General features: G+C 67.0%; 20 protein-coding genes. 8 read left to right on the forward strand and 12 right to left on the reverse strand.

Annotated features, from left to right (window positions below):
* The 4 genes from Q7T84_RS13835 to leuC form a co-directional block, all read right to left on the reverse strand.
* Positions 1 to 615, reverse strand: a 615-nt coding sequence (locus tag Q7T84_RS13835) for a hypothetical protein (RefSeq protein ID WP_304809896.1), incomplete at its 3' end; no start/stop codon positions are given.
* On the reverse strand, positions 612 to 1,472 hold the full coding sequence (locus Q7T84_RS13840; RefSeq protein WP_304809899.1) for a VOC family protein: 861 nt from the start codon (positions 1,470 to 1,472) through the stop codon (positions 612 to 614). The genes Q7T84_RS13840 and Q7T84_RS13835, both read right to left, overlap by 4 nt.
* Positions 1,469 to 2,179 carry a hypothetical protein gene (locus Q7T84_RS13845; protein WP_304809901.1) on the reverse strand — a complete coding sequence of 237 codons (711 nt, stop codon included), beginning with the start codon at positions 2,177 to 2,179 and terminating at the stop codon, positions 1,469 to 1,471. The genes Q7T84_RS13840 and Q7T84_RS13845 overlap by 4 nt, the downstream gene beginning before the upstream one ends.
* Positions 2,180 to 2,181: 2 nt before the next feature.
* The gene (leuC, locus tag Q7T84_RS13850; protein ID WP_304809936.1) at positions 2,182 to 3,606 is read right to left on the reverse strand and encodes a 3-isopropylmalate dehydratase large subunit; all 1,425 of its coding nucleotides are present in this window, start codon (positions 3,604 to 3,606) and stop codon (positions 2,182 to 2,184) included.
* Positions 3,607 to 3,689: 83 nt separating this feature from the next.
* Here leuC and Q7T84_RS13855 point away from each other — a divergent pair, with 83 nt between their 5' ends.
* Both Q7T84_RS13855 and Q7T84_RS13860 read left to right on the forward strand, forming a co-directional pair.
* Positions 3,690 to 4,592, forward strand: a complete 903-nt coding sequence (locus Q7T84_RS13855) for a LysR family transcriptional regulator (protein ID WP_304809903.1) — start codon at positions 3,690 to 3,692, stop codon at positions 4,590 to 4,592.
* Between the two features lie 3 nt (positions 4,593 to 4,595).
* Positions 4,596 to 5,138 carry an AAA family ATPase gene (locus Q7T84_RS13860; RefSeq protein ID WP_304809905.1) on the forward strand — a complete coding sequence of 181 codons (543 nt, stop codon included), beginning with the start codon at positions 4,596 to 4,598 and terminating at the stop codon, positions 5,136 to 5,138.
* Between the two features lie 15 nt (positions 5,139 to 5,153).
* On the opposite strand, the gene Q7T84_RS13865 is transcribed toward Q7T84_RS13860, so the two are convergent.
* The gene (locus tag Q7T84_RS13865) at positions 5,154 to 5,975 is read right to left on the reverse strand and encodes a thioesterase family protein (RefSeq protein WP_304809908.1); all 822 of its coding nucleotides are present in this window, start codon (positions 5,973 to 5,975) and stop codon (positions 5,154 to 5,156) included.
* Positions 5,976 to 6,359: 384 nt separating this feature from the next.
* Between Q7T84_RS13865 and Q7T84_RS13870 the strand changes: the two genes are divergently transcribed.
* Positions 6,360 to 6,584: an SHOCT domain-containing protein gene (locus tag Q7T84_RS13870; RefSeq protein WP_304809910.1), complete on the forward strand. Its 225-nt coding sequence runs from the start codon at positions 6,360 to 6,362 to the stop codon at positions 6,582 to 6,584.
* A gap of 78 nt (positions 6,585 to 6,662) precedes the next feature.
* On the opposite strand, the gene rplS is transcribed toward Q7T84_RS13870, so the two are convergent.
* Together rplS and trmD are read right to left on the reverse strand one after the other, a co-directional pair.
* On the reverse strand, positions 6,663 to 7,058 hold the full coding sequence (gene rplS / locus Q7T84_RS13875; RefSeq protein WP_304809912.1) for a 50S ribosomal protein L19: 396 nt from the start codon (positions 7,056 to 7,058) through the stop codon (positions 6,663 to 6,665).
* Positions 7,059 to 7,103: 45 nt separating this feature from the next.
* Positions 7,104 to 7,796, reverse strand: a complete 693-nt coding sequence (gene trmD / locus Q7T84_RS13880) for a tRNA (guanosine(37)-N1)-methyltransferase TrmD (RefSeq protein ID WP_304809914.1) — start codon at positions 7,794 to 7,796, stop codon at positions 7,104 to 7,106.
* 136 nt (positions 7,797 to 7,932) lie between these two features.
* Between trmD and Q7T84_RS13885 the strand changes: the two genes are divergently transcribed.
* Together Q7T84_RS13885 and Q7T84_RS13890 are read left to right on the forward strand one after the other, a co-directional pair.
* Positions 7,933 to 8,793 carry an acyl-CoA thioesterase II gene (locus Q7T84_RS13885; protein WP_304809916.1) on the forward strand — a complete coding sequence of 287 codons (861 nt, stop codon included), beginning with the start codon at positions 7,933 to 7,935 and terminating at the stop codon, positions 8,791 to 8,793.
* Positions 8,794 to 8,872: 79 nt separating this feature from the next.
* Positions 8,873 to 9,067, forward strand: a complete 195-nt coding sequence (locus Q7T84_RS13890) for a hypothetical protein (RefSeq protein ID WP_304809918.1) — start codon at positions 8,873 to 8,875, stop codon at positions 9,065 to 9,067.
* 176 nt (positions 9,068 to 9,243) lie between these two features.
* On the opposite strand, the gene rimM is transcribed toward Q7T84_RS13890, so the two are convergent.
* The 3 genes from rimM to ffh form a co-directional block, all read right to left on the reverse strand.
* Entirely contained in the window at positions 9,244 to 9,783 is a 540-nt protein-coding gene (gene rimM, locus Q7T84_RS13895; RefSeq protein ID WP_304809920.1) for a ribosome maturation factor RimM, read from the reverse strand.
* Positions 9,784 to 9,882: 99 nt separating this feature from the next.
* Positions 9,883 to 10,422 carry a 30S ribosomal protein S16 gene (gene rpsP, locus Q7T84_RS13900; RefSeq protein WP_304809922.1) on the reverse strand — a complete coding sequence of 180 codons (540 nt, stop codon included), beginning with the start codon at positions 10,420 to 10,422 and terminating at the stop codon, positions 9,883 to 9,885.
* 20 nt (positions 10,423 to 10,442) lie between these two features.
* Complete coding sequence (ffh, locus tag Q7T84_RS13905; RefSeq protein WP_304809924.1) at positions 10,443 to 11,966, reverse strand: signal recognition particle protein; 1,524 nt, start codon at positions 11,964 to 11,966, stop codon at positions 10,443 to 10,445.
* A gap of 227 nt (positions 11,967 to 12,193) precedes the next feature.
* On the opposite strand from ffh, the gene Q7T84_RS13910 reads away from it, so the two are divergent.
* Both Q7T84_RS13910 and Q7T84_RS13915 read left to right on the forward strand, forming a co-directional pair.
* Positions 12,194 to 12,520 carry a helix-turn-helix transcriptional regulator gene (locus Q7T84_RS13910; RefSeq protein ID WP_304809926.1) on the forward strand — a complete coding sequence of 109 codons (327 nt, stop codon included), beginning with the start codon at positions 12,194 to 12,196 and terminating at the stop codon, positions 12,518 to 12,520.
* On the forward strand, positions 12,513 to 12,968 hold the full coding sequence (locus Q7T84_RS13915; RefSeq protein ID WP_304809928.1) for an SRPBCC family protein: 456 nt from the start codon (positions 12,513 to 12,515) through the stop codon (positions 12,966 to 12,968). The genes Q7T84_RS13910 and Q7T84_RS13915 overlap by 8 nt, the downstream gene beginning before the upstream one ends.
* A gap of 66 nt (positions 12,969 to 13,034) precedes the next feature.
* Here Q7T84_RS13915 and Q7T84_RS13920 read toward each other — a convergent pair whose 3' ends face one another.
* Both Q7T84_RS13920 and Q7T84_RS13925 read right to left on the reverse strand, forming a co-directional pair.
* Positions 13,035 to 13,847, reverse strand: coding sequence for an SH3 domain-containing protein (locus Q7T84_RS13920; protein WP_304809930.1), 813 nt, complete (start codon positions 13,845 to 13,847; stop codon positions 13,035 to 13,037).
* A 165-nt stretch (positions 13,848 to 14,012) separates the two neighbouring features.
* Positions 14,013 to 14,891 carry a LysR substrate-binding domain-containing protein gene (locus tag Q7T84_RS13925; protein WP_304809932.1) on the reverse strand — a complete coding sequence of 293 codons (879 nt, stop codon included), beginning with the start codon at positions 14,889 to 14,891 and terminating at the stop codon, positions 14,013 to 14,015.
* Positions 14,892 to 15,072: 181 nt separating this feature from the next.
* On the opposite strand from Q7T84_RS13925, the gene Q7T84_RS13930 reads away from it, so the two are divergent.
* Positions 15,073 to 15,813 (forward strand): sulfite exporter TauE/SafE family protein (locus Q7T84_RS13930; RefSeq protein ID WP_304809934.1); only part of this gene is annotated, 741 nt, incomplete at its 3' end.

Below are 15,813 nucleotides of genomic sequence, written 5' to 3' on the forward strand. Positions count from 1 at the left end.
GCGCCAGGAGATCACGGCGCGTCCCGTCTTGGCGTCGGGAGACTCCAGGGTGAAGTTCGCCCTCGATTGGATAGGCGGGCCGCCCAGCGGATTGGGCAAGCGATCCTCGTAGGGCGAGGGACCGCCCAATTCCAGGTCGGCGCCCTGGGCGAGCGCGGCCCGGGCGAGATCGCTCTTGGCCAGGGATTCGACGGTGGCGTCGATCAGGGCGGGCGAGATCTTCGCGATGGCCGCTTTCTCGCCCTCCCCGACGCCGGCGCCTTGCAGCATCGCGCCTACGGCTGCGCTCACCTGCGGCCGGTTGACGATGTCCTGCGGGGCCAAGGTTTCATCGACGGTCACGACGACGGCGACGGGCAGGTTGCGGCCAGCGGCCGCCTGTTGCGACAAGCCCGGCTCGGCCTTGATCGAAACCGGGGCGATGGTCAGCCGGTCGCCCGACAGGCTTAGCCGCCGTGTGCTGAGAAAGGACCAGGCCTGGACCGTGTCGCCACGCTTGGTCTCCCGCGACTGTTCGATGGTCATCGTCCACGCCGCGCCGTCCGGAACCCTGACGGGCAGGTTGTGGGCGGCGACGGGCGTGGCCAGGCTGGCGAGCAGGAGCGCCAGTCTCATTCGACGACGAGCCCTTGGGCGATCATCAGCGCCGGGGCCGCCGGCACGCCGGAGCGCACGGTGAAGACCTTGGTGCCGGGCTTGCGGCCGGTGCGCACGTCGGAAACGTCGAAGCCCGCCGCGGCGATGCGGGCTTGGACGGCGTCCGGATCGGCGACCCGCCAGGCCAGGCCGCCAAAGCGGTCCGGAGCGTCCGAGGCCGGGGTCTTCAGGCTGGCGCCCATCTCGACCACCGCGTCGCCGCACCGGAAGAACAGTTGGCGCACGCCCCAATCGGCGTTGGACCGGTCGAGCCGCAGGTCGAGGCCAAGCTTGGCTCCGTAGATCGCCAGGGCGCGGTCGGGATTGGTGGTGTGGATGACGACGTGATCGAGCTGCGTCACCGCCGCGGCCTCACCGTCCAAGGGTTCGGACAGCGGCCAGGCCACACCGTCGCGGGGCGGGGCGGCGAGCAGGATGGTCAGTCCGCCAGTGTCGGCTGGATTGAGCGACGAGGTCGTCCAGTAACGCTTGCGCCCGTCCTCGTGGGTTGAACGCACCGGGCCGGGCGTCGAGCCGCGCAGCCCCCGCCGGCCGACCAGCTTGGTGGCGGCCTCGATATCATCGACCGTGAAGGCCAGCGCCCAAATCCCTTCGCCATGCTCGGCGAGGTGTTTGCGGATGGTGTCGCCGAACGCGCCCTCGCCATGCGGCGTGATGACGTCGAGCGCCATGTTGGGAAGCTGGAACCAGGCGTGCCGCGCCCCGCCGTCGCCGCCGACCCAGTTGGGCTTGCGGCCGAGCAGGGCGGTGTAGCCGGCGATCGCGGCGTCGAGGTCGTTCACCGCCAGGGCGACATGGTCGAGACCGGTGATCACTGGTCGATCCACACGGTGTTCAGGCTCTCGTCCGGCTCTTCCTCGCGGCCGAACAGCAGCCGGATGGAGACGGCGGCGAAAGCGGCGGTATAGAGCGCGAGCAACGCCAACAGGCCGCCACCGATGAGCAGCCGCATGGTCCGCTGTTGACCGGCGTCGACATATTGCTGGCCAGCGACCTTGAGGCCGATGACCCGGCCATCAAGCATCTCGGCCTGGATCGGCGTCCCTGGTTTTAGCTGCAGCAGCGGAACCGGACTGCCGCAATTGCGCTGCAGGCGGCATTGCAACAGCAGCGGGTAGCCGGTTTCGTCGAGGTCGATGGCGTAGGTTCGGCCAAACGCGCCGACCGAATCCACGCTTCGGAGCCGTCCATCGAACGACCGGCTTGGGCCGAGATCGGCGATGAAGGAATTGACCAGGAACCAGATGCCCGCCGCCAGGATCGGGACGCACATGGCGACCATCGCGGCCTCGACGGGCTTGTCGAACCGGTCCCGTTCATCGAACAGCACCTGACTCTGACGCACGCGGAAGATCACCGCCAGGAAGCCGACCGCCGCGAAGTAGCCGACGACCAGCAGCAGCGCCGTTCGGCCGATCCCGCCGCCGCCGTCCAGGTTGGCGTAGTTGGCCAGGAGGGCGCCAAGGCCCGCACACAGGATGGGAAGCCCCCACCAGACGAGGAAGCTGGTGCGGGCGCTCATCATCAGATGAAGTCTCTCACATCGGCGATATGGCCCGCGATCGCGGCCGCGGCGGCCATGGCGGGGCTCATCAGATGGGTGCGTCCCCCACGGCCCTGACGGCCCTCGAAGTTGCGGTTGGAGGTCGAGGCGCAGCGTTCGCCCGGGGCCAGACGGTCGGGGTTCATGCCCAGGCACATCGAGCAGCCCGGCTCACGCCAGTCGAAGCCGGCGGCCTTGAAGATGGCGTCGAGGCCTTCCTCTTCGGCCTGGGCCTTCACCAAGCCCGAACCCGGCACGACCATGGCGCGCACATGCGGCGCGACGAGCTTGCCGTTGACGAAGGCGTGCTGGACCACTTGCGCGGCCGAGCGCAGGTCTTCGATGCGGCTGTTGGTGCAGGAGCCGATGAACACCACGTCGATCTTGGCGTCGGTGATCGGCTGGCCAGCTTCCAGGCCCATATAGTCGAGCGCGCGGGCGACAGAGGCGCGCTTGTCGGTGCTGGCGAAGGCCTCGGGGGCCGGCACCGCGTCGCTGATGGCGATGACGTCCTCGGGGCTGGTGCCCCAGGTGACCAGCGGTGCGATCTTGGCGGCGTCCAGCCGGACCTCGCGGTCGAAGACCGCGTCATCGTCCGAATAGAGCGTCTTCCAGTACGACAGGGCGACTTCCCAGGCGCCGGCCTTCGGCGCGGCGGGACGGCCCATCATGTAGTCGAAGGTGGTCTGGTCCGGAGCCACCATGCCAGCGCGCGCGCCGCCCTCGATGGTCAGGTTGCAGAGCGTCATCCGCCCTTCCATCGACAGGCCGCGGATCGCCTCGCCGGCGAATTCGATCACATAGCCGGTGCCGCCGGCGGTGCCGATCTCGCCGATGACAGCCAGGGCGAAATCCTTGGCGCCGACGCCCGGCGCGGGCGCGCCGTCGATGGTGACGCGCATGTTCTTCGACTTCTTCTGCCGAAGGGTCTGGGTCGCCAGCACATGCTCGACTTCCGAGGTGCCGATGCCCTGGGCCAGGGCCCCGAACGCGCCGTGGGTCGAGGTGTGGCTGTCGCCGCAGACGATGGTCATGCCCGGCTGGGTGCGGCCCTGCTCGGGGCCGACCACGTGGACGATCCCGTTGCGGATGTCGCCCATCGGGAAGAACTCGATGCCGTTGTCCTTGACGTTCCGCTCGAGCGTCTGGAGCTGCAGGCGCGCCTCTTCATCGGCCACCGCGCCGACGCCCAGCGCCTGGCCTTCGGTGGGGATGTTGTGGTCGGCGACCGCGAGCGTCCGGTCTGGACGGCGCACGGGCCGATGCGCCGCGCGAAGGCCCGCGAAGGCCTGCGGCGTCGTCACCTCATGGATGAGGTGCAGGTCAATATAGAGGATCGCCTCGCCGTCTTGCTCGTCGACGACGTGGGCGTTCCAGATCTTGTCATAAAGCGTCTTGCCAACCATGGGCGGCATCTAGTTCCGCTGCGGGGCCAAAGTCCAGTATTCGACGCAATTGCCGATGACGCGAGATCAGCTATTCATAGGGCATGGCGAACGCCGATTGGGACCTGTTCCAGAGTTTGCACGCCGTGCTCCAGGCTGGCAGCCTGTCGGCGGCCGCGAAATCGCGGGGCCTGACCCAGCCTACCCTCGGGCGTCATATCGAGGCGCTTGAGCAGAAACTGGGCGGGCCGCTGTTCCTGCGCTCGCCTCGCGGCCTGACCCCGACCGACCTGGCCCACCAGCTCCAACCCCACCTGGCTGAGATGTACGCGGCGGCGGCCGCCGCCATGCGCGACGCTTCCGGCTCGGCCGATTCCCTGAAGGGCGCGATCCGGATCACCGCCAGCCAGATCATGGGGACCGAGGTGTTGCCCACCATCCTCGGGGCGTTCCGGCGTGAGCATCCCGAGATCGACATCGAGCTTGTGCTGTCCAACAAGGCCGAGGATCTCTCACGTCGCGACGCCGACATCGCCGTGCGGATGGTGCGGCCGACCCAGGGCGCGCTGGTGGCGCGCAAGGTGGGGGCCATCGGGGTCGGATTCTACGCCTCGCCTGACTACATCGCCTGTTTCGGCGCCCCGCAGACTCTTGAGGAGATGGACGACCACACCGCGGTCGGTTTCGATCGAGAGGCGCCGGCCTTGGCCGCCCTCGCCGAATTGGAGCTGCCGTGGGAGGTCACCCGCGAGCGCTTCGCCTTTCGCTCCGACAACGACATGGCCCAGATCGCGGCGATCCGCGCCGGCGTCGGGGTCGGCGCCTGCCAGCATCAGCTCGCCCGCCGCTATGGCCTGACCCCGGTCCTGGCCAACGCCTTTCACTTCGAACTCGAGGTGTGGATCGCCATGCACGAGAACCTGAAGGGACACCGCCGCATGCGGCTGATGTTCGATCACCTGGTGGCCGGCTTCCAGGCTTTCATCGCCGAGGGACGGGGGGCGTAAGACGTGGGGGAAGCTCGGATCCATATCGTCGGCGCGTCGTCGTCGGGCACGACCACACTGGGCGGGGCGCTGTCAGAGCGTCTGGCCTGCCTGCACCTGGATACCGACACCTTCTTCTGGGAAGCGACCGACCCGCCGTTCACGACGAAGCGACCGGTCGAGGAGCGCGTCGCCCTCATGGAGGCGCGGATGGCGGGGCGCGGGTCGTGGGTGATCTCGGGATCGCTGATGTCCTGGGGCGAGGTGTTCATCCCGCGCTTCGACTTGGTGGTCTTCCTGCATGTGCCGCCAGAGATCCGAGTGGAACGGCTGCTGCGCCGCGAGCGTGAGCGGTATGGCCCGGCGATCGAGCCGGGCGGCGCCATGCACGAGGCGCATCTGGCCTTCGTCGAGTGGGCGCGCGGCTATGACAAGGCTGGCTTCCCGGGGCGTAGCCTTGAGCGGCATCGCGACTGGCTCGCGGCCATGCCCTGTCCGGTGCTGGAGATCGCTGGCGACCCCAGTCTGGATGAAAGTGTCGAGCGGGTGCTGGCGCGCGCCGGCTGACGCCGTCGCGCCTCGCTAGCCTCGCGCCACGTGCAGCATGTTCGAACCGCCGCTCGCGACGAGGACGCCGTCCGGCGTCCAAACCCGCGCCCGTCCGTGGACCAGGCCATCGCCCGACTGGTCCGACTGCGCATCGACCAGCAACCACTCGGCCGCGCCGGCGGCGTTGTGGAACCATAGGGTCACATCGAGGCTGGGGGCGATGTAGTTGGGCCGCTCGGCCAGACCCCGATGGTGGGTGGGCCAGAGCAGGGTGTCGATCAGGATCAGCGGGCGGCAGGCGTCCAGGAAGGCGTCGCCAGGCTCATAGCCGACGAAGCTGTACCATTCCTGCAAGGTCGCGGGGGCCGGCGGCCGCGGTTGGTCCCAGGGCACGAAGACCAGCGGCTTGAAGTCGATGTTCCGCCAGAAGCCGTTGATCTGATCGGCGTCCGGGCCAAGGTGCTCGGCTAGGGTCTTCAGCCCGCCTGGATGCGCCACTTCCGGCATGGCGGCCTCGCGCGTCTGCGGGCCGTCGGCCTTGTTGGTGGTCCAGACCTGGGCTTGTAGGAAGGTGCGGTCCTTCTGCACCAGGGCGACGTTCAGCAGCCAGGCGTTGCGGCCCTTCTTGATCGGCGTCACCCGGCACTCGACCTCGTCGAACTCGGCGACGGAAATATACTGCACGGAGATGGTCGCTGGGCGGTGGTCGCTCGGCGCGACCGCTCCGGCGGCGCGCAGAGCCACCGAGGCGACATAGCCCCCGTTCGGACCCCAGATGTTCCAATCCTTGTGCAGGACGCAGGTGAGGCGCTCGCCGTCCCGGTGGATGGCGGTGTCGATCTGAAGCTTGCCCATGCGCTGGTTCCTCGTGGCGGACGCCTGCCATAGGCCAAGCTTGGCTTGGCCAGGTAGAGCGCCGCGGCCACACAAGGTTCGCTGAACGCGCTGTCACAGGTTGTTGGCGCCAGATGTGGCGCCGGCCGCACAGTAAACAGCCCCTGCCGGACGCCAAGGCTCGCGCACCTCGGCCGCCGCCCGCCAAGAATTTCGGGCGAGCGTCGCCTTAGTCGCCATAAAGTTGGCTTGCGGGGTCGCGCCACCAAACGTAGTCTTTCGCTCCTGGGCGCGGTTGTCCGTGCCTGGCTTAACCCTAGGCAAAGGAGATGGACCTTGGTCGGATCAAGAAGAGGTCGCCCGAGTCTACTCGGGCGCACAGCGCAGACCGCCGCCCGGACCGCCGTGATCGCGGGCACCGCCACCGCCGTGTCAGGTAAGGTGGCCGCGCGTCAGGCTGGAGCCGCAGCCCCGCCGCCCGCGGCCGCGCCGGCCGAGCCTGTCGCCGCGGCGCCGACCGGCCTGACGGACGAGGCGCTGGGACAGCTGAAGAAGCTGGCCGAGTTGCGTTCGGCCGGCGTGCTGACCGAAGAAGAATTCGCTATCCAGAAGGCGCGCATCCTCAACTAGGGGAGGCTGCGCCAGCCAAACAAAAACGGCGGCCGTGTCTCCACGGCCGCCGCTTGCAGTTTCGGACTTTGAGAAGGCTTAGCCTTCCGAAGCGGCCGAGGCCTTGGAGCCCGGGGTTTGTTGACGTTCGGCGATCCGGGCCGACTTCCCGCGACGGTCGCGCAGGTAGTACAGCTTGGCGCGACGAACGACGCCGCGACGCTTCACTTCGATGGAGTCGATGTTCGGGGAGTGGAGCGGGAACACGCGTTCCACGCCTTCGCCGAACGAAATCTTGCGGACGGTGAAGCTCTCGTTGATGCCGCCGCCTTGACGGGCGATGCAGACGCCTTCGTAAGCCTGGACGCGCTCGCGCTCGCCTTCCTTGATCTTCACGTTGACGCGGAGCGTGTCGCCCGGCTGGAAGTCAGGGATCGCGCGGGTGGCGATCAGGCGATCGGCTTCTTCTTTTTCGAGCTGCTGAATGATGTTCATGGTCGTCTAGTCCTTGTTCACTGGGCTTTACTCGCCCTTTGCCTGTTATTTGGCGGATCGCTGCGCCCAGAGGTCTGGCCGTCGCTCCCGCGTCGTCGCTTCCCGTTGTGCTTCTCGCCACTTCCGCACTTGGGCGTGGTGGCCGCTGAGCAGCACCTCGGGAATCTCAAGCCCCTCGAATTCCCGCGGTCGCGTGTACTGCGGATGTTCCAGAAGCCCGTCCTCGAAACTCTCTTCACTCAAGCTCGCGGCCTGGCCGAGGACGCCGGGTACGAGCCTTACGCACGCTTCGATCGTCACCAGGGCCGCAGCTTCGCCACCGGCGAGAACCGCGTCGCCAACGGCGATCTCCTCGAACCCGCGGCTGTCGAGCACCCGCTGGTCCACCCCTTCGAACCGGCCGGCCAGGACGATCAGTCCAGGCCCGTCAGCCCACTCACGAACACGCGCCTGGGTGAGGGGGCGACCCCGTGCGCTCATGTACAAAAGCGGCCGTTCTCGCCGGTCCACGCTATCCAGCGCAGCCGCGATGACGTCCGCTCGCATCACTTGTCCTGGGCCGCCACCCGCGGGGGTGTCGTCGAGGAAGCCGCGCTTATCCTTGGAAAATCCCCGAATGTCCACTGTTTCCAAGGTCCAGAGCCCGTGCTCGCGCCAGGCGGTGCCGATCAAAGACACGCCGAGCGGGCCCGGAAAGGCCTCGGGGAACATGGTCAGGACGGTGGCGTCAAAGCTCATGAGGCGGCTTGTGGACGAAGTGACGCAGGTTTTCCATCCTCGCGCGCAGCCGAACGCCACTATGCCGCGCCTTGCCGACCGGGAAGCAAGGGATTAAGCCAAGTCCTTTCGCAGTTGCAGCATTTTTAGAGACCCCATGGAAACGCCGGAAATCCTCGTCGAAACCCTCGCCCTCGAACGCATCGAGGTGAACCTCTTCCGTGGCGTTTCGCCCGAGGACGGCCCGGGTCGGATTTTCGGCGGGCAGGTGATCGCCCAGTCGCTGCTGGCGGCCTACGAGACCGTCGAGGACCGGGTCTGCCATTCGCTGCACTGCTACTTCATTCGTCCCGGCGATCCGCGTATCCCGATCCTGTTCGAGGTTGATCGCTCGCGCGACGGCGGCACCTTCACCACGCGCCGCGTTATCGCGGTCCAGAACGGCAAGCAGATCTTCAACCTCGCGGCCTCGTTCCAGGTCGCCGAGGAAGGTTTCGAGCACCAGGCCCCGATGCCTGACGTTCCTGGCCCCGAGAGCTACGCCGCCGAGGCCGACGCTCAGAAGGCCAAGATGCTCGAGAACGCGTCCGAGGAAATGCGGCGGATGATGAACCGTCCGCGCCCGATCGAGATGCTGGGCCGCGACAATTATGGCTTTGGCCGCAAGCCCAAGCCGGGCGAGCCCAAGAGCGACACCTGGATGCGAGCCGTGGCGCCGATCGGCGACGAGGCGCGCATGCACCAGGTGATCTTGGCCTACGCCTCCGACATGAACCTGTTGTCGACCGCCATGCGGCCGCACGGGGTGGCTTGGCAAACGCCCGGCCTGCAATCAGCCAGCCTCGACCACGCCATGTGGTTCCACAAGCCGTCGAACTTCAACGACTGGCACCTCTACACCCAAGACAGCCCCAGCGCCTCGGGCGGCCGCGGCTTCGTGCGCGGCGCGATCTATGACGCCCAGGGCGAACTGGTCGCCTCGGTGGCCCAAGAAGGCCTGATGCGGCTGAAGAAGTAGGGTGGCGCGCCGGCTCCGTTCCGGGGCCGGCGACCGAACATGTGGCGCGCTGGATGGCGCAAGGGTGTAATCTCGGTCCATGGATGATCTGACCAGCGGCCAAATCGAAGCCTTGCAGGATTTGTCGCGCAAGCGGGACGGCGAGCCGGTGCCGTTCGTCAATATCGCCGACGCGCGAGCCCTGACCGAACTGGGCCTGGCCGAGCGCAGCCGCGAGGGATGGAACATCACCGCGGCGGGCGCGGCGCTGCTGGCCCGGTTGGCGGCAAGCTAAGTCCACACCCAATACCACTCTTCCCGGCGAAGGCCGGGATCCAGATGGAGTAGTTCAGATGTGGGTTCTACAGGTTCCGAGCTGATCCAATCGACCGCGGACCTATGAGATCTGGGTCCCGGCTTTCGCCGGGATGAGCGGGGGTGAGTTTACTCAATCCCAATCGAGCCTTGAGCTCAGTCCGCTTCCGGCATCGTAGGCTCGTCTTCGATCATCGTGGGCGGGTTGGCGATGATCTTGCCCTCGGCGATCCGCACCTGCGGCACCGCTTCGCGGGTGAAGGGCAGCCACCAGCTGGCGCCGGCCTTGGGTTGGATTTCCAGCAGGTCGCCCGCGCCGAAATCCTGGACGAGCTTGACCTTGCCCAGCAGTTCGCCGGCCGCCGTCTCGACAGTGAGGCCAATCAGGTCGGCGAGATAATACTCGTCTTCCTCGGGCTCGGGCAGGACGTCTCTCGTGATGTAGAGTTTCAGGCCGCGCATGGCTTCGGCGGCGTTGCGGTCGTCGACGCCTTTCAGGCGCACGACGAGACCGCCCTTCACCGGCCGGGCCGAGGCGATAACGACGGCGGGGCTCCCATCCTGCCGCAGCAGGTTGCGATAGCTCGCCAACGCCATCGGATCGGCGGTGAAGGTGGTGATCTTCAGTTCGCCGCGGACGCCATGGGCGCCCCCGACCTGAGCGACAAGAAGTAGATTTAGCGACTCGTCGCTCATGACCGTGGTTCCAAAACTCCGCTCACCCCGACCGATGTCGGGGCCCAAACTGTAGCGCCGCCTGGGTCCCGGCTTTCGCCGGGATGAGCGGTGTTGGGATTAGCCTTCGGTCTTTTCAGCGTCGGCGGCCGGAGCTTCTTCAGCGGCCGGAGCAGCTTCAGCAGCGGGAGCTTCTTCAGCAACCGGAGCGGCTTCTTCAGCCGGAGCTTCGGCGGCGGGCGCCTCGACGACCGGGGTTTCTTCGACAACGGGTTCCGGTTCCGGAGCCGGCTGAGCAGCGGCTTCGGCGGCGGCCGCGGCGCGGTCGGCTTCGCGTTGGGCGCGCTCTTCAGCGCGTTCCTTGGCCTTTTGGCCCGGCTCGGCCTTCTTCGGGTTGTTGCCGTGCTCCCACTTCACCAGGCCAGCTTGGGCCAGGAAACGCGCGACGCGGTCGGTCGGCTGGGCGCCCTTGCCGATCCATTCCTGGATGCGTTCGATCTTCAGCGTCACGCGCGTCGGATCTTCCTTCTTCAGCATCGGGTTGTAGGCGCCGACCTTCTCGATGAAACGGCCGTCGCGGGGCGAGTGGCTGTCAGCGACGACGATCGAGTAGTAGGGACGCTTCTTGGCGCCGCCACGGGCGAGGCGAATCTTCAACATGGGTTAGTCCTTTGTAAGATCTAGGATTTCTTGAAGGGATTGAAGCCCGGCAGACCGCCGAGGCCAGGAAGCTTCGGGACGCCTGAGCCGAGACCGGGCAAGCCACCCGGACCGGCGAGCTTGCCGAGTTCTTCCAATTGTTTGGGGTCGGGCGCCGGCATCTTGCCGCCGCCCATGGCTTTCAAACGGTCCATGCCGCCGCCGCCGCCCATCATGCCGGCCATGCGGGCGAAGCCCTTGCCGCCGTCGCGGCTCATCATCTTGAAGGCGTCGGCCATCTGACGATGTTGCTTCAGCAGGCGATTGACCTCGGCGACATCGACGCCCGCGCCCTTGGCGATGCGGCGCTTGCGCGAGGCCTGCAGGATGTCGGGCTTCTTCCGCTCCTGCTTGGTCATCGACGAGATGATGGCCTGCTGGCGGTCGAGGGTCTTGTCGGAGATGTTGGCTTCGGCCAGCTGCTTCTTGGCTTTCTGGACGCCGGGCAGCATGCCCATCAGGCCTTCCATGCCGCCCATCTTCTTCATCTGGGCGAACTGCTCGGACATCATGTCCAGGTCGAACTGGCCCTTGGCCAGCTTCTTGGCCATGGCCTCGGTCTTGGCCACGTCCAGATCCTGGGAGGCCCGCTCGACCAGGGCGACGACGTCGCCTTGTCCGAGGATCCGGCCTGCGACCCGGCGGGCGTCGAATACGTCCAGGCCGTCGATCTTTTCCGAGACGCCGAGGAACTTGATCGGCAGGCCGGTGACCGCGCGCATCGACAGCGCCGCGCCCCCGCGACCGTCGCCGTCGGTCCTGGTCAGCACCAGGCCGGTCAGCGGCAGGCGCTCGTGGAAGGCCTTGGCGGTGCGGACCGCGTCCTGGCCCGTCAGGCTGTCGGCGACCAGCAGGGTTTCGGCCGGGCTGGAGATCCGGGCGATCTCGGCCGCCTCGCTCATCATCGCCTCGTCGAGCGTCGTGCGCCCGGCGGTGTCGAGGATGAGGACGTCATAGCCCTGCAGCTTGGCCGCCGACATGGCGCGCTTGGCGATGTCGGTCGCGGCCTGGCCCGCGACGATGGGCAGGCTTTCGACGCCGGCTTGGGTCGCCAGCAGGGCGAGCTGCTCCATGGCGGCGGGGCGGCGGGTGTCGAGCGAGGCCAGCAGGACCTTCTTGCGGTCCTTGGCGAGTTTCAGCGCCAGCTTGCCGGCGGTGGTGGTCTTGCCCGACCCTTGCAGGCCGGCCATCAGGATCACGGTCGGGGGATTGAGGGCGAGGTTCAAGCCCTCGGGCTCCTCGCCGCCCAGCATTTCGATCAGGCCGTCATAGGTGATCTTGACCACCTGATCGGCGGGGCGGATCGAGCGGATCACCTCTTCGCCGGCGGCCCGTTCCTTGGCCTTGGCGATGAACTCACGAACGACCGGCAGGGCGACGTCGGCCTCGAGCAGGGCGACACGCACCTCGCGCAGGGCTTCGTCGATGTCCTTTTCCGAGAGTACGCCACGCCCCGAGAGGCGGTCGAATACCCCGGAAAGCCGATCTGTAAGTGCGTCGAACACGCGGTGAAACTCCTGTCGGCCCAAACGCAATCGACCCCCGTGGACGATCACGTCGACGGGGGGCCTCTCCGCCCTCGTCCTGCATCCGGCGCAGGGGTCGTGGCGGTGGAGGGCGCGAATGCTATGCGCCAGAAGGGCGCGCTTATGCGCCTGTGGACGGATTAGGTCAAGGATCGAGCGAGGGGGGCGGTTGACACGCAACCATATGGTTGCCTATTGTCGCCGCCATGGATGACGTCTTCCGCGCCCTTGCCGATGAAAGCCGCCGCGCTTTGCTGGATGCGCTGTTCGCGCGCAACGGCCAGACCCTGGCCGAGCTGGCGACGGACCTGCCGATGTCGCGGCAGGCGGTCGCCAAGCATCTCGGCATTCTGGAGGCCGCCAATCTGGTCAGCGTCGTGCGGCGCGGCCGCGAGAAGCTGCACTATCTGAACCCCGTGCCCATCGGCGAGATCGTCCGCCGATGGGTCGGCAAGTTCGAGGACGCCCGGCTGGACGCCCTGACCGACTTCAAGGAACAGATCGAAACATCGCAGGAGAAGCGTCGTGCCTGAGCTCGCCCCAAACTTTGTCTACGTCGTCTACATCGCCGCCAGCCCCGACACCGTCTGGAACGCCCTGGTGGAACGCGACCTGACCAAGGCCTACTGGGAGCACTATAATGTCTCCGACTGGAAGCAGGGTTCGCCCTGGCGCCACGTTCGTTTGGACGAGAACGGCACGGTCGACCTGATCGGCACGGTGGTCGAGATCGATCCGCCCAGCCGCATGGTCATCACCTGGGGGACGCCGAGCGATCCACTAGACGAGTCTCGACATTCGAAGGTGACCTTCGAGATTGCGCCGGTGGGGCCCAACGCCAAGCTGACCGTGACCCATAGCGGGCTGGAAGCCGGGTCGGGGATGGCCAGCGGCATCGCCAAGGGCTGGCCGGCGGTGCTGTCCAACCTCAAGACCTTGCTGGAAACCGGCCGCACGCTCGAGGGCGATATCTGGGGCTGAGCGCCAGCCATATAGATGGAGGCGTCGAGGGGGCCATACCCCTCTACGCCGTTGGTTGGACGGGCCTTAGCTCTGCACGACCCATTCGCCGTTCGCGCCCTTGCAGGCGGTGTAGCGCTGGGTATCGGGCGAGCCGCCTTGGGTTTGGATGGTCTGGTCGAAGGTGCGGCAGACTGGGGCGCCGCTGGCGTAGGTCTGGCTGACCGGGCGCACCACGCTTTGGGCGACATAGCCGATCGCCACGCCGTCGCGGGCGGCCAGGATCCAGTCGCCGCCGCTGACGCGGGCCACGGCGTCGATGGTCTCGCCCGGGCGCAGCTTGCCGACCACGGGGGCGTTGGTCGAGGGGCCGCCGCGCAGGTTGACGGTGTTGCTGGACTTGTAGCGGCCGCTGGCCGCGGCGTAGTTCGACACCGGTTCGACGCCGGCCGCGAACCGCATGCCGCTCATCGAGACCGGCGCGGGATTGGAGGCCTGGCCATTGCTGGTCGAGATCACCCTGACGTTGCCCGAGGCGCCGGTCTGTGGATTGTTCCAGCTCTGCGAGCCGCCGCGATCCAGGGCGTTCTCGGCGGCGAACTGCGCCTTCTGCTGATCGCTGCGCTGCATGCGGCAGCCGACATAGGAGCCGGCGGCGGCCCCGGCCGCGGCGCCCAGCACCGTGCCTAGGCCGCGTTCGTTCTTGGCTAGGTTGTTGCCGAGCACGCCGCCGACCAGGCCGCCGATCACCGCGCCGCCGGTCTGCTTGTTGCCGCCGGCGTCGCAGCCGAAGATCGACGATAGCGGATTGCCCTGGCGCATGGTCGGCTGGGCCTGGGCCGAGATCGGAAGGGCGAGAGTGGCGGCCAGCAGGGCGGCGGTGAAGGTCGAGGGACGCATATGAATTCCTGGGAAAGGGGTCGCCGCCCCGGAACGAGGCGCAACAAGCTTTGCAGCAAAATGCGCGCGAGCACCGTTTCGTTCCAGAGCTCCACGTCCGCCAGCCCCATCACCATCTGTATCGTCCCGACGGGCGAGACGCAGACCCTGAAGCTGCACCGGCCATCAGCCAGGTGACAAAGCCCGCGACAAGGCGGCCGCCGATGGGGGCAGCCTTCTGAAATCACGGGCGCAGAGATAAAGCCGTCGATGAGACCAGGCGTCCTCGAGCGGAATGATGGCAAGGTCTTCGCGGCTGAGATCACCGGCGGACGCGCCTGAGACGATTGCGACCCCGACGCCTGCCGCCGCCATCACCGCCATGTCCGCCATCCGTTTCAGCCGGACGCGATAGTTGAGCTGCAGGCCAAGTCGCGACGCCCGTTCGGCAAGGTGGATTTCCAAGGCTACATCACCAACGCCAATGAGGGGCTCGCTGATAAGGTCGGCGAAGCAAACGCTGGCGGCGCGGGCCAAGTGATGTCTTGAGCCAAGCACCGCCACTAATCGGTCCTCAATCAGCGGGCGGGTTTCAAGCAGGGCGAGATCGGCGACGTCGGCCGCCACGCCCAGGTCGGCGCGCCCTTCTGCGATCGCCAGGGCGATCTCGACGCTGGGGCGTTCATCGAGATCGACCGAGAGGTCGGGATGCTCCACCAAGAACTGGCGAAGGCGCGGCGGCAGATACCCAATCAGCGCGGCGGTGTTGCAGAGCAAACGGACCCGGCCCTTGAGGCCGCCGCCGAAACCGCCGAGTTCGCCACGCATCTGTTCGACCTGGAACAGGATAATCCGCGCGTGACGCATCAGCGCCTCGCCCGCGGCTGTGGGCCGGACGCCCCGCGAGGTCCGTTCCAATAGGCGGGCGCCGAGCGCTTCCTCCATGGCTGCGATCCGCTCGCTCGCCGAGGCCAAAGCCAGGCGCATGGAACGCGCGCCACGGGTAAGACTGCCCTGCTCCACCACGCCCAGGAAAAGCTGCAGGTCTGCGACGTCGAAACGCATGGTCACCCTTCGGAAATGCCGAAGCTAGGCTTCGGACGTTCCCCAATTGTGGGGTGTTCAAACCAGGCCTACCTCCGGGCCGACCGAAAGAAAAGCATCGCTAGGTGGCTGGCCGCCCAAGGGTTGGAAGTCAGCACATCAGATAGCTTGAAGCTGAAGGTCGTCGCAGAAGGCCATCGGCATGTTGAGTTTTTCGCCCGAAATCCTGGCTCTGATCTTTCTCACCTTCGTGCTCGCCGGAGTTGTGAAAGGTATCGCCGGGATGGGGCTCCCCACCGTGGCCATGGGCGTGTTGGGAGCCTTCATGCCGCCTGTAAGCGCCACCTCTCTCCTGCTCATTCCTTCCTTCGTGACCAATGTCTGGCAGCTGGTCAGGGGATCCGATTTTCGAGCGCTCATCGCCCGCCTCTGGACGATGACGGCGGGGATATTCATCGGCACGATCGTGGGCGTACGGCTGCTTACCGGCGCCGACACCCGATGGACCACCTTCGGTCTGGGCGTCGCGCTCGCGATCTACGCCCTGTATGGCCTCCTGGGGCGGACGATCAGTGTGCCGAAGCAGGGTGAAGCTTGGCTTTCCCCCATGATCGGCCTTCTGACCGGCCTGATCAGTGGTGCGACCGGCGTCTTCACCATCCCGGCCGTGCCTTACCTCCAAGGTCTCGACCTGGAGAAGGACGATCTGATCCAGGCTCTGGGTCTTTCCTTCACTGTCTCGACCGTCGGCCTGGCGATCGGCCTAGTCGGCCACGGCGCCTTCCACCTTGGCGATTTGGCCCTGTCTGCGCTGGCGATCATCCCAGCCCTGATCGGCCTGTGGATCGGCACGATCCTCCGCGGGAAGATCGGCGCCAAGACGTTCCGTATCGGCTTCCTATGCTGCCTCGGCGTGCTTGGGATCGAACTCGCCGCTCGCGCG

It is taken from the genome of Phenylobacterium sp. (assembly GCF_030654915.1).
Taxonomy (GTDB): domain Bacteria; phylum Pseudomonadota; class Alphaproteobacteria; order Caulobacterales; family Caulobacteraceae; genus Phenylobacterium.